At 62.8% G+C, this 12,651-nt stretch carries 13 protein-coding genes; 5 read left to right on the forward strand and 8 right to left on the reverse strand.

Annotated elements, in window-relative coordinates; translation table 11 throughout:
• Positions 1 to 9 precede the first annotated feature (9 nt).
• From BLT89_RS03280 to BLT89_RS03295, 4 genes are read left to right on the forward strand one after another with little or no spacing between them, the layout of a single operon-like run.
• Positions 10 to 708: a glutathione S-transferase family protein gene (locus BLT89_RS03280; protein WP_090193081.1), complete on the forward strand. Its 699-nt coding sequence runs from the start codon at positions 10 to 12 to the stop codon at positions 706 to 708.
• A complete protein-coding gene (locus BLT89_RS03285) occupies positions 705 to 1,019 on the forward strand; it encodes a GIY-YIG nuclease family protein (protein ID WP_090193082.1) in 315 nt (104 codons plus the stop codon). The genes BLT89_RS03280 and BLT89_RS03285 overlap by 4 nt, the downstream gene beginning before the upstream one ends.
• A 36-nt stretch (positions 1,020 to 1,055) precedes the next feature.
• Positions 1,056 to 1,991, forward strand: a complete 936-nt coding sequence (locus BLT89_RS03290; RefSeq protein ID WP_090193083.1) for a glutathione S-transferase family protein — start codon at positions 1,056 to 1,058, stop codon at positions 1,989 to 1,991.
• A gap of 26 nt (positions 1,992 to 2,017) precedes the next feature.
• Positions 2,018 to 2,320 (forward strand): putative quinol monooxygenase, encoded by a 303-nt coding sequence (locus BLT89_RS03295; protein ID WP_090193084.1) that lies wholly within the window; start codon positions 2,018 to 2,020, stop codon positions 2,318 to 2,320.
• Positions 2,321 to 2,362: 42 nt separating this feature from the next.
• Here BLT89_RS03295 and BLT89_RS03300 read toward each other — a convergent pair whose 3' ends face one another.
• From BLT89_RS03300 to BLT89_RS03325, 6 genes are all read right to left on the reverse strand, one after another.
• A complete protein-coding gene (locus BLT89_RS03300; RefSeq protein WP_090193085.1) occupies positions 2,363 to 3,331 on the reverse strand; it encodes an NAD(P)H-dependent flavin oxidoreductase in 969 nt (322 codons plus the stop codon).
• Positions 3,332 to 3,498: 167 nt separating this feature from the next.
• On the reverse strand, positions 3,499 to 4,602 hold the full coding sequence (locus tag BLT89_RS03305; protein WP_090193086.1) for a glutathione S-transferase family protein: 1,104 nt from the start codon (positions 4,600 to 4,602) through the stop codon (positions 3,499 to 3,501).
• Positions 4,603 to 4,635: 33 nt separating this feature from the next.
• On the reverse strand, positions 4,636 to 5,385 hold the full coding sequence (locus BLT89_RS03310) for an SDR family NAD(P)-dependent oxidoreductase (protein WP_090193087.1): 750 nt from the start codon (positions 5,383 to 5,385) through the stop codon (positions 4,636 to 4,638).
• A gap of 141 nt (positions 5,386 to 5,526) precedes the next feature.
• On the reverse strand, positions 5,527 to 6,435 hold the full coding sequence (locus BLT89_RS03315) for a haloalkane dehalogenase (RefSeq protein WP_090193088.1): 909 nt from the start codon (positions 6,433 to 6,435) through the stop codon (positions 5,527 to 5,529).
• Positions 6,436 to 6,459: 24 nt separating this feature from the next.
• Complete coding sequence (locus BLT89_RS03320; RefSeq protein WP_090193089.1) at positions 6,460 to 8,238, reverse strand: arylsulfatase; 1,779 nt, start codon at positions 8,236 to 8,238, stop codon at positions 6,460 to 6,462.
• Positions 8,239 to 8,249: 11 nt separating this feature from the next.
• The gene (locus BLT89_RS03325) at positions 8,250 to 8,516 is read right to left on the reverse strand and encodes a hypothetical protein (protein WP_090193090.1); all 267 of its coding nucleotides are present in this window, start codon (positions 8,514 to 8,516) and stop codon (positions 8,250 to 8,252) included.
• 306 nt (positions 8,517 to 8,822) lie between these two features.
• Between BLT89_RS03325 and BLT89_RS03330 the strand changes: the two genes are divergently transcribed.
• Complete coding sequence (locus tag BLT89_RS03330; protein ID WP_090193091.1) at positions 8,823 to 10,100, forward strand: esterase/lipase family protein; 1,278 nt, start codon at positions 8,823 to 8,825, stop codon at positions 10,098 to 10,100.
• Here BLT89_RS03330 and BLT89_RS03335 read toward each other — a convergent pair.
• Together BLT89_RS03335 and BLT89_RS03340 are read right to left on the reverse strand one after the other, a co-directional pair.
• Positions 10,097 to 10,555, reverse strand: a complete 459-nt coding sequence (locus BLT89_RS03335; protein ID WP_090193092.1) for a DUF4124 domain-containing protein — start codon at positions 10,553 to 10,555, stop codon at positions 10,097 to 10,099. The genes BLT89_RS03330 and BLT89_RS03335 overlap by 4 nt on opposite strands.
• Positions 10,556 to 10,703: 148 nt before the next feature.
• Complete coding sequence (locus BLT89_RS03340; protein WP_090193093.1) at positions 10,704 to 12,605, reverse strand: acyl-CoA synthetase; 1,902 nt, start codon at positions 12,603 to 12,605, stop codon at positions 10,704 to 10,706.
• Positions 12,606 to 12,651: the final 46 nt, after the last annotated feature.

Below are 12,651 nucleotides of genomic sequence, written 5' to 3' on the forward strand. Positions count from 1 at the left end.
GATTTTGCCATGCTCAGACTTTTCCAGTTTCCGCCAAACTTCGGTGTGCCCAACCCCAGTCCTTTCTGCCTGAAAGTGGAGACCTGGCTGCGTATGGCCGGGATGGACTATCAGGTCAAAACCGTCTTCGACCCGCGCAAGGCGCCCAAAGGCAAGTTACCCTTCATCGAGCTGGATGGCCGGGTGATTGCCGACTCGGAAATCATCCTGCGCACCCTGAAAGCCACTGGCACTGATCTGGATGCGCATCTGGATGCGGCCGGGCGTGCCCGCGGGCTGTGCATCACGCGCTTGTGCGATGAGCATCTGGCCCCGTTGATCCTGTATTTTCGCTGGGTAGCCGATGCGGGCTGGGTGCAGACGCGGCCGGCTTTCTTTGGCAAGTTGCCGGCGCCCTTGCAGCTGTTCGTGCCGCGCATGATTCGCAACCAGACGCGCAAGGCCCTGCGGGCACAAGGGCTGGGCCGGCATACGCCGGATGAGCTGTTGCTCTTTGCCCGTGAAGACCTGCAGGCACTCAGTGACCTGCTGGGTGACTCGGCATTCTTCGGTGGCGAACAGCCGTGCAGTGCCGATGCGGCGGCCTATGGTGTTCTCGCCAATATCATTCTGGCCACCCTGGAGACACCAATTGGCCAGATGGCGCGGCAGGAGTTTCCTGCGCTGGTGGCCTACTGCGAGCGGCTGCGCAGTCAGTTCTGGGCATGATCAAGAGCTGGTTTGTCTATCTGGTGCGGGCGCAGAACGGGTCGTTGTACTGCGGCATCAGCGATGACCCGCTGCGGCGTTTTGCCCAACATCAGGCCGGCAAGGGCGCGCGCTTCTTTTTTTCCAGCCCGGCGCAGGCGCTGGTGTATGTCGAGGCCTGTGCCGACAAGCCGGCGGCATTGCGCCGTGAACGGGCAATCAAACGCCTGAGCAAGCCGGCCAAGGAAGCACTGGTGGCCAGCCCGCCATCGATCAGCCTGATAGGGGCCGATAAGCCAGAAGGCATGGCCGATGCCGGGTCTGACGCGTAACCTGCAGACTTAATCGACGTATCAAAGGGTATCGCCATGCACGAAGTCATCCTGCACAACTACGACGCTTCACCTTTTGCCGAAAAAGTTCGCCTGATCATGGGTTACAAACAGTTGAGCTGGCGCTGGGTGGATATTCCGCGAATCATGCCCAAGCCGGATCTGACGGCGCTGACCGGCGGTTACCGGAAAACGCCGGTATTGCAGATCGGGGCCGATGTGTATTGCGATACGGCGCTGATTGCGCGCCGGCTGGAAGCAGAAAAAGCCATGCCGTCGCTGTTTCCCGAAGGTCTCGAATTCATCAGCAGCAGCTTTGCCTTGTGGGTTGATACGGTGGTGTTCCAGCACGCCGTGGCGCTGGCTTTTCAACCGGAGGCGATGGCCTTGCGAATGGCCAAGCTTCCAGCTGCCGCCCAGCAAGCATTTATGGCGGATCGTGCCGGCCTGTTCAGTGGTGGCTCGAGTACGCGCCTGTCACTGGCGCAGGCGCAATTGCAGTGGCCGGTCATGATGGGCCGCCTGCAGGAGCAACTGTCCCGCGCGGATGGCGAGTATCTTTTTGGCCCTCCGTCGATTGCCGATTTTTCCCTGGCGCATTGCCTGTGGTTCGTCAAAAGCGCAGCGTTCACTGCGCCGCTGGTGGATGACTACCCTGAAGTGGCGGCCTGGCTGTCCCGTGTGCTGGGTTTCGGCCATGGTGCGCACAGTCCGATGAGCGGGGAGGAAGCGCTGGCGATTGCCTGTGCGTCCGAGCCGGCAGCCTTGCCGGATGCACCGGCATTAGCGGTGCAGGGCATTGCGCCGGGCCAGCAGGTCAGCATTGCCGCCACCGACTACGGTGTCGACCCGGTACTGGGCGAGCTGGTATATGCCGGCTCCGAGGAACTGGTGATACGTCGTGAAGATGAGCGTGCGGGTCTGTTGCATGTGCACTTTCCGCGGATCGGTTTCAAAATCGAGGCCTGCTGAGTGCAGGCAGGCAAGGGAGCAAGCCAATGATTGTGGTACTGGGAAGTGTGCTGGTGCAGCCGGGCAAGCTGGAACAGGCGCTGGCGTTGAGTCAGGCCCATGTGCAGCGTTCGCGTAAAGAGCCTGGCTGCATTGCGCATGCCGTGCATATTGATTCGGAAAACCCGCAGCGGCTGGTGTTCGTCGAGCGCTGGGCCGATCAGGCGGCCTTGCAGGTGCATTTTGCCGTGCCCGAGTCCGGGCAGTTTGTCGCAGCGCTCACCGGCCTGTTGAGCGAGCCACCGGAAATGACAGTCTACGCGGCCGAACAGCTGCAGTCCGGCTTGTAGGTTGCGGCCCCGCACGGCATAGCCGGCGGGGCACTTCGGTCGTCAGCTGCCACACAGGCGCGCGCGGGTTTCGGCGTACTCACGCTTCCAGCGCGCTATCAGTTCAGCCGCCGGCAGCACTTCGTGAATGGCGCCGATACCCTGGCCGCATCCCCAGATGTCTTTCCACGCCTTGGCGCTGCTTTCGCCTTCGCCGCTGGCGAAGTTCATCTTGCTCGGGTCGCTGTCTGGCAGGTTGTCCGGATCCATGCCGGCGTTGCGGATACTGCCTTTCAGGTAGTTGCCGTGCACGCCGGTGTAGAAGTTGCTGTAGACGATGTCATCCGAATTGCTCTCGGTGATCATCTGCTTGTAACCCTCGACTGCGCGCGCTTCCCGGGTGGCGATAAAGGCCGAGCCGATATAGGCGAAGTCGGCGCCCATGGCCTGCGCCGCGAGAATCGCACCACCCGAAGCCATCGAGCCGGAGAGCGCCAGGGGACCGTCGAACCAGTCGCGGATTTCCTGAATCATCGCAAACGGGCTCTTCACACTGGCATGGCCACCGGCACCGGCGGCTACCGCGATCAGGCCGTCGGCACCCTTTTCAATGGCCTTGTGGGCAAACACGTTGCTGATCACGTCGTGCAGCACCACGCCGCCCCAGCCGTGGATGGCCTGGTTGACGTCTTCGCGGGCGCCCAGCGAGGTGATCATGATCGGCACCTTGTACTTGGCGCACAGCTGCATGTCGTGCTCCAGCCGGTCGTTGCTCTTGTGCACGATCTGGTTGATGGCAAAGGGTGCGGCCGGGTTGTCCGGGTTGGCCTGGTTATAGGCCGCCAGGGTTTCGGTAATCTCCGCCAGCCAGTCATCCAGCTGGGCCGCCGGTCGCGCATTCAGCGAGGGCATCGAGCCGACTACGCCGGCCTTGCACTGGGCGATCACCAGCTCGGGGGTGCTGACGATGAACATCGGGCTGCCGATTACGGGGAAGGGCAGATTGGCTAGTACGGGTGGCAAACGACTCATGCAGTTACTCCGGATCCTGTGCGGTGGGTTTACGCCATGCGCGTTCAGTGCGCTGGCGACATAACGCTGCAACCTTGCTGTTTTGCCGGGCGGGCGTCAACTGTCGGGTCGGCCCTTGCCTGGGGTAAAACCGCCGGGTTGCAGCAAACTGCCGGCGCAAGGCCGGCTCAGGATTCAACCGCCACGCGCAAGCCGACGCGCTGCAGACGCGGCAGTTGCAGGTCGAGCAGGCGCGCGCCGCCCTGCTCGCGCACCCAGCGATCGACGCCGGTCTGCTGGTCTGCCGGCAGCGCGTGCAAGCAGTCCAGCACCCGTTGCGCCATCCACAGGCTATAGGGCAGCGCCGCACGCCTGAACCTCTGGTCACCCATGGGCATTTCGATATCGCCCAGTCCGCGTGGCAAGGGTTTGCCGGCAGGGTAATCGGGCAGCAGTTGCTTGACCTCGCGCAGAATGCCTTCGAGCATCGGCACAAATTCGGCAAAGATGCTGTGGATGACCGGCAGCAGTGTGTCGGCGATCCGGTCATCGGCCAGCAGAGGTGCACTGGATGCCTGTGCTGGCGGGTTGGCCATGCGCTCGATCCAGGCCCGCAGATGCGGGCGCGGCGCAATCAGTTCGCGGGCCGGCCAGGGGTCACGGCCCAGGTGCCCGTACATCGGCCCGGCCAGACTGAAATCGGCCAGGGTCGGGTGACCGCCAAGCAGATAGGGCTGCACGGCAAAGTGCGCTTCGAGCAGGTCGAGCATGTTTTCGCTCCAGGCATTCATCATGTCTGCCTGCTCCGGGCGGATCCCGACGTTATGCAACTTGCTGCGCATGGCTTTGGCCGGGATGGCCGCCGCCTTGCGTTGCAGGAATTTGGGAAAGAACGGCAACAGCGCCGGCCCGGTGTCTTTTTCCCAGAGCGCGTAGTTCTCCGGATAACTCCAGCGGGTGTGCATGGCGATCGGTATCCACCACTCGTCACCCCAGGCCTCCAGCAGGTAAGCAACGAAGCGCTGGCGCGGTGTGGTAGGTACCACCGGTGCCTGCGGAAAGCGCGCTTCCATCCGGTCAATTATTACGCTGGTGTCCTGCAGCCATTCATCTTCCGGTGTGCGCAGCACCGGCATGACGACCACGCCGGTCTTGCGCTTGTTGCGCACCATCAGCGTGTACAGGTTGAGCGGACCTTCGACGAAGGGAATGCCTTTGTATTTCAGGTAGCAGCGTGCCTTGCCGGAAAAATACGACAGGTGCCAGCCATACAGGATGAAGGGTTTGCTCATGTGCTCTGCTCGGAAAGTTGAGGTTGAAGCGGTTTACATCAGTTTTTTCCACAAGCCGTCGGGGATATGCGAAATCAGCGGACGCAGAAACCGCCAGGGGTAACCGGGTACTACGCCGAGGCTTTTGCCCTTCTCGATCAGATCGAGCATCTCCCGTGCGGCCTGGGCGGCAGGCACGGCAAAGGGGAACTTGTCGATATCGGGCATGATGTCGGTGACCACGAAGCCAGGCAGGATCTTGCTGACGCGGATGTTCTTGGCTTTGAGTTCGATGCGCGCGCTGTCCAGGTACATGGAGAAACCGGCCTTGCTGGCGCAGTAAGCGCCCTGGGTCGGCATGCCCTTGAGCGAGGCTAGCGAGGAAATGCCGACGATGTGCCCGCGCCCCTGGGCGAGGAAGTACTCGGCAGCAGCATTCACCGTGGCCACCGCGCCAATCAGGTTGGTCTGCAGTACGTGCTGCTCCTTGCGGAAGTCACCCCGGCCGACCTTGCTGTAGTCGTTGATGCCGGCATTCACCACCACGATGTCCACACTGCCCAGTTGTTCGAACAGGCTGTGCAGGGTGGGCGCAACGGTGTCGGCGGCATCCACGTCGAGGCTGCACAACTCGATGCGTTGCTGGCCTTGCGGGCGGCTGGCCAGCAGTTGCCCGCGCAGCGACTCCAGGGCGTCCATGCGCCGGCCGGTCAGGCCCAGATGGTAACCACGGCGGAAGCATTCTTCGGCCAGCGCGCGGCCGATACCGGCAGAGGCGCCGGTGATGACAATGGTTTTGCTCATGACAACTCCTGAAGGTAGGTGCGTGCATATCTCAGCGCTCTCCCCAGCCCTCTCCCGCAGGCGGGAGAGGGGGGGTGAAACTCTGCCGAGACCTGCGCGTTAGTTCCCTCGCCCCTCTGGGGAGAGGGGGAGGGGTTTGGCTCAGCGGCTGCGCTGGATAAAGTCGATCACTACCCTGGCCAATGCCTCGCCCTGATCTTCCTGCAGGAAATGCCCGCCGTTCTCGATGCTGGTGTGCGGCTGGCCGGCACAGCCGGGAATCAGCTTCTGCAGCACCTTGTCGCCGCCGGCAGTGATCGGATCCTTGTCGCTGAAGGCGGTGAGGAACGGCTTGTCGAATTTCACCAGACTTTCCCACGCCTTGCGGTTGTCTGCCGCCGCAGGATTGTCCGGGCTGCAGGGCACCAGCAGCGGAAACTGGCGGGCACCTTCCTTGTAGCTTTCGTCCGGGAAGGGTGCATCGTAGGCTGCCCGTTCTGCAGCACTGAGTTTGCTGGTGATGGCACCCTGGATCAGCGCACCGACCTCGAATACCGGCACCGACTGGGAAAAGCGCTGCCACTTGAGGAAGGCTTCGCCGGGTGGATGATCACCGGTCGGCAGCATGGTATTGGCGGCCACCACGCGGGCGAAGCGTTCGGGGTGCTCGGCTACCAGGCGCAGGCCGATCAGCCCGCCCCAGTCCTGGCAGACCAGGGTGATGTCCTGCAGGTCCAGTTGTTCAACTACCGCACGAATCCAGTCGACATGCCGCTGGTAGGTGTAATCGGTGCGCCGGGTCGGCTTGTCCGAGCGACCGAAGCCGATCAGGTCCGGGGCAATCACCCGGTAACCGGCAGCAACTACCAGTGGAATCATCTTGCGGTACAGGTAGCTCCAGCTCGGTTCGCCATGCAGCATCAGCACCACCGGTGCATCGGCCGCGCCTTCATCCAGATAGTGCAGGCGCAGTTCACCGCCCTCGGTATCACTGACTTGCAGGTAGTGCGGGGTAAAGTTGAAACCCGGCAGATTGGCAAAGCGTTCATCCGGTGTGCGCAGTGACTGCATGGGAGTTGTCCTCGGTAGATGGATTTAGCGCTGTCTGCGGCGACGGCGCAGCAGCAGGTAAATTCCGCAAATCAGCAGCAACAGGGCGGGGATGCCCCAGCGCTTGAGCTGCGGCAGGTACACATTGACCATCGAGTTGATGAATACCTGCTCGATCGGGTCGTACCCCTCGGGCATCGGCAGCACGTTGTTGGCCTGCGCATAGTCGGCATAGTCCTGTTGCAACTGCTGGAACAGCTCCGGCAATTTCTGCTGCAAGTCGTTGACCTCGCCGGGGTCGCTGCTCAGGTCATACAGATGCCACTGGTTGTCGCCAATCGGCGGCAGGTTGCGCAGCAGCTTGTAGTGGCCCTTGAACACTGCGGCATTGCCCGACAGTTCGTAACCCACCGGCTGATCCGCCGGGTAGACCTTGTCGGCCTGGCCGTGCAGCACCGGCAGCAGATTGCGTCCGATCATGCGCTCCACCGGCTTGCCCCGGTATTCGCCGTCGGGCTGTTGGACCCCGGCCAGTGCCAGCAGGGTCGGCGCTATGTCGGTGACATGGGTAAAGGCCGGGCTGATGCTGTTCGGCGCGACGCCAGGGATGCCGGCGACGATCAGCGGCACGCGGATACCGCCTTCGCCGGCCCAGAACTTGTAGGTGTTGAGCGGCGATGCTGCGGCGCTGGCCCAGCTCGGGCCGATGATCGAGTAGGCGCCTTTGCTGCCCAGACGGTCTATGCTGCGGTCATAGTTGCGGTCCAGCCACAGGCGGCCGGTGACAGTGGCGTAAGGGTCGGAGCCTTCAGCACCGTTATCCGAGAGGAACAGGAACACGGTGTTGTCGTACTGGCCGGTTTGCTTGAGGTAGGCGATCAGGCGACCGACTTCATGGTCCATGGCCTCGGCCATGGCCGCATACACCTCCATGCGCCGTGCCTGGTAGGCCTGCTCCTCGGGGCTCAGGGCGTCCCAGTCCAGCGTGGTGTCCATGGTCACCATGGCTGTGCCGGGCGGGATCAGCCCCAGCTCGATGGCTTTGGCCTGACGTTGCTGGCGCAGTACCGTCCAGCCCTGGTCGTACTTGCCACGGTACTTGTCGATGAAGCTTTGTGGTGCCTGAAGCGGAATGTGATTGGCCTGAAAGGCGATGTAGGAAAAGAACGGCTGGGCACTGTCGCGACTGGATTCGATCTGCTCGATGGCGCGGCTGACGAAGTAGGTCGAAGAATAGAAGTCCGCCGGCAGCGAGTGCATGCGCTGGCCTTCCTCGTACCAGTAGACATCCGGCTTGAGCGAGAGGTACTGCTTCATCTCCCAGTTGTCCGAGCCACTGTCGGCCTGGATCACCGAATGTTCGAAGCCGCGCGCCGGTGGCAGGTTCCATGGCTCATGGCCCAGATGCCACTTGCCGGAAATATAGGTGTGGTAGCCGCTGTCACGCAGCAGGCTGGCCACGGTCACCACATTGGTATCCAGCACGCCGAGATAACCCGGCTTGCCGATGTGTTCCTGCGGGATGGTCTCCGGCATGTTGCCGACGCCGTTGCGGTGGTTGTCGACGCCGGTCATCAGCATCGAGCGGGTCGGTGCGCAGGATGCCGTGACGTGGAAGTTGGAAAAGCGCATGCCGCGCGCGGCGAGCATGTCGAGATTGGGTGTGGCCATCTCGCCACCATAGGCCCCGACATCGCTGAAGCCCCAGTCATCGGCCAGCAGCAGCACGATGTTGGGCCGCTCGCTGCCGGCGGCACCGGCCTGCATGGCCAGCGCGCTGAACAGCAGGACAAAGCCCGACTGCAAGGCTCTGGCTGCGGGCATGCGCCTGCTCATCAGGCGTTGGCGTCGCGGGCAGCCTGGTCGGCCAGTGGCTTCCAGTGCACGAAACCGAACAGCAGGGTCAGCGCGATGCTGTCTATCAGCGGGCCTTTGTGCAGACGGATCTGCTTCTGGCAAGCCACTACTTCGCCCACGTGGGCGATCAGTATGACCAGCATGATGGTTTGCAGTACCGAGCCGCCGGGGATGTTTACCAGCAGCGAGAGGATGGTCAAGGCATAGAGGGCCAGCATGCCGGCTTTCAAGTTGGTGTTGTTCATCGGGTTACTCCGCCCTGCGGGCTGTTGTGGTTATGGAATGCTGCGTCGTGCCGGATGGTTATCAGACAGTCGGCCAGCGCAGTATTGCCGAAAAATCGGGCAGCGGTGGGTGTTTGGTTGCAGAATGCTCCCGGTATCTGCCCGGCATGGTGACAGTCAGCATTGCCGATGTCGATATAGTGGCATTTATGGTGCCATAACATTCCGGCAAATGACCATGTGTCGCAGCAGGAAGCTGTTGCAGAAAATATCTGCCGCATGGACGCCCTGACGGGCGCGCCAGCCAATGAACAAAGGAGTTGTGCCATGCCCCGTACAGAGCAACAGGATTCGCCCGTGGCTGATCAGCCCGGCCAGGCTATTTCCGCTAGCGACAGCGGTGCCGATCTGCGTGGCGTCAGCCAGCTGATCATCAACGCCGTGGCCGGTGTCACCGATATTGTCGAGGACATGCACCGCAATATCGCCACGCCGACCTCGCTGATTGGCAAGGCGCCGGCTGGCCGCACCCGCGGCATTACCGGGCTGGTCTATCGCAGCGTGCGTGGGGTGACCAGGGGGGTTGGCAGCTTGCTGGATGTGGCGCTGGCGCAGCTGTCGCCACTGTTGCCCGGTCAGCCGTTTTCTCCCCGTCGTGAAGCGCTGCTGTCGGCGCTCAATGGCGTACTGGGTGACTATCTGATTGCCGACAACAATCCGCTGGCGATCAGCATGCGCCTGCGACAGGACGGTTTGCCGCTGGAGCTCGACACGGCGGCACTGGCCAGCCGCTTTGCCGGTTCCAACGGGCGCCTGCTGGTGCTGGTGCATGGCCTGTGCATGAACGACCTGCAATGGCTGCGCGATGGCCATGACCACGGCGCCGGTGTGGCCGCGGAGCTCGGCTATACCGCGCTCTATCTCAACTACAACACCGGCCGGCATATCTCCAGTAACGGCCATGAGTTTGCCGCCACGCTGGAACGGCTGGTCGAAGCCTGGCCGGTGCCGGTGAGCGAATTGCTGATCATTGGTCACAGCATGGGCGGACTGGTTGCGCGGGCTGCCTGCCATTACGCCGGACAGGCCGGGCAGCGCTGGCCGGCGCTGCTCAAGAACATGGTGTTTCTCGGTTCGCCGCACCATGGCGCGCCGCTGGAGCGGGCCGGCAATCGGGCCAACCTGTTGATCGGTATCAGCCCGTACAGCGCACCCTTCACCCGGCTGGGCATGATTCGCAGTTCGGGTATCCGCGATCTGCGTTTCGGCAACCTGCTGGATGAGGACTGGCAGAACGTCGATGGCAACCACAAACACGATCCGCGGCAACTGGTGCCGCTGCCTGAAGGTGTCGCCTGTTTTGCCGTGGCTGCCAGCAAACGCAAGGAGCCAGGCCCGCGCTTGCCCGGTGATGGTCTGGTGCCGGTGCGCAGTGCGCTCGGGCAGCACAACAACAGCGCGCTGTCGCTGGCGATTCCCGAGGCCCGTCAGCAGATCGTCTACGCCACCGATCACTTTGCCCTGCTGTCCAGCCAGCCGGTCTATCAGGCACTGCTGGGCTGGCTGCGCCCGGCGAACGCGACCGGGCAATCGCGCGCGGACTAGCGAGCGCGACCTCTTTCCTCGACATGACCGGGGCCGGGGACGGCTGCGTCCACGGCCGGGGTATCCACCCGCACCGGATCCACCACCGGGTTACGCCGCGGATCTATGGCGGCCGCTTCGGCTGCCCTGCGCCGCTCGTAGTCATCGCCGTAATACTCGTTGTCGTCGTAGTCGGCGTTGTCATTCTCATCCGCATAGCTACCGCCGGAGGTTTGCTGCTGGCTGGCCGGTTGCGCTGGTGGCGCGCTGCTGCCCGGAGGCGGCGGCGTGTAGTTGCTGGCAGCCGGCACTTGTGCACCATTGGTTGGCGGTACATTGACGGTCTGCGCGTTGACCCCCTCAGGCGGCGGCTCGTTGGTGAATACCGGATTGCCCTGGGCATCGGTATAGGTATAAACCTGCGCCAGAACCGGCAGGCTGGTGACCAGTAACAGGCTGGCTAGCAGTCGCTTCATGGATGAGTCCCTCAAACGTTGATGGTTGTACGAGCACTTTGCTGGCGTAGTGCGAAGTACAGAAGTTGCTCAACCCGCCACCGCAACACTTGATGATGACTGTAGTACAACCATGGCAACAGAAAATGCTGTCTGCAACGCTTTTCCTTCAAAGTGGCTGGCTGCGAAAGATATGCCGGCCCAGTGCGCTGGCCAGTGGTGCGGTATCGCCGTCCACCCGGTAACGGGCAACCAGTCCCAGTTTCGGGTCCTGTTCGACCTGTAGTTCGCCAAGTGTGGTGCCGACTCTGGCAGCCTCTTCACGCACCACCGATTCGATTTCCAGCATGTTCAGCGCGGGCTTGAAGATCTTGCCCACGGCAGTGACCGGCAGCGCCGGCAGGATGTGCAGGGCCTTGGGTACGGCAGCGCGTTCACTGATGTGCTGTGCGGCGTAGGTCAGCAGCTCAGCGCTGCTGGCTTGGCTACCGACGCGTAACTGTACGTAGGCCACCGGTACTTCGCCGGCATGGGCATCCGGTCGGCCGACGGCAGCGCAGAGGGCGACCGCCGGGTGGCCGGCCAGCACTTCCTCGATACTTTTCGGGTCGATGTTGTGCCCGCCGCGAATGATCAGTTCCTTCTTGCGGCCACTGAGCCAGAAGAAGCCTTCGGCATCCCGGTGGCCGAGGTCGCCGGTATTGAACCAGCGCTGCAGCGAACCATCGGCAGCTTGCAGTTCGATCCAGGCACCCTGGTTGTGATCCGCACTGAGATAGCCGGCGAAGATGTTCGGTCCGCGCAAACAGATAGCACCGACCTGTTCATCCTCGGCCTCGCGGATCTGCGCCTCGTCCACCAGCAGGATGCGCATGTCCTGCCACGGCAGGCGCAGACCGATGGAGCCGATCCGCGATTGGCCATCGGCCGGGTTTATCGATGCCACGCAGCTGCTTTCGGTCAGACCATAGCCTTCGAGGATACGCATGCCGGTTTCACGCTCGAAGCTGCGGAAAAGCTCCACCGGCATCGGCGCAGCGCCACAGATGGCGTGGCTCAGGCAGGACAGATCATGGCCGTCACGGGGCGCCTGCAGCAGTCCGGCATAAATGGTCGGTACGCCGGAGAAGGTATTCACCCGGTGCCGGGCAATGATTTCCCAGAAGCGCGGTATCAGTCCGGCGCTGCGGTAGCCGGCCGGCGACGCCAGCAGCACATGACCGCCGTGGCCGAACGCGGCGAGGCCGCTGGCCAGCTGCGCATTGACATGAAACAGCGGCAAGGCGCACAGCGTGGTGCGGCCGGGCACGAGCATGTGTGGCCCGGTCACGGCGGCCAGTTGCAGGGCGTTGGCCACTTCATTGCGCTGGGTGTGGCGGGCGATTTTCGGCAGGCCGGTGGTGCCGCCGGTGCAGAAATACGAGGCGTAATCTTCAGCTTCGGGTAGCGCAAAGCCCAGCCGCTGTCCGTCTTCGCGAGCCAGTTCGGTGTGAAAATCGAGCACCGGGATACCACCCAGGGTTGCCGGTAATACCTGGGGCTTGTGGTGCCCGGCGATATGGCGCAGCGGATCGACCGCCAGGATACCTGCGAGGTCAGGCAAGCCGGCAATCGCGGTGGCCACGCGCTGCCAGTTTTGCGGATCGGCCTCGGGTCCGCTGGTAACTATCCACTGCGCTTTGGCGGCACGCAGCAGCTGGCCCATCTGTGCGGCCTCCAGTTGCGGGTTCACGGAAAACAGGATGCCGGCGGTCTCCGCTCCCCAGATAGTGAAGTGGGTTTCCGGCAGGTTGGGCAGAATGCTGGCGACCACGCTGCTGTGCGTGCCACGGCGCTCGATGCCCAGCCTACGGAACAGGTTGGCGGCGCGGGTGATTTCCGCCAGTAACTCAGCATGGCTCCAGCGTGCCGGTGTGGCGTGATCTTCGACACGGCTAATGAATGACAGGGCCGGCGCCTGCGGATCGATGGTGGCGCCGCGGGCGATCAGTTGGTAGGTACTGTGCAAGCCATCAATCGGCAGCGGGTTTTGCTCAAGGCGCAGAATGTCCTGCAGACTACGTATGCTCATCGCGTCAGTTTTTCCTTCAGTGCTGGGTTGGGCATGAATTGGTATC

This window comes from Pseudomonas pohangensis, from assembly GCF_900105995.1.
Classification (GTDB): domain Bacteria; phylum Pseudomonadota; class Gammaproteobacteria; order Pseudomonadales; family Pseudomonadaceae; genus Aquipseudomonas; species Aquipseudomonas pohangensis.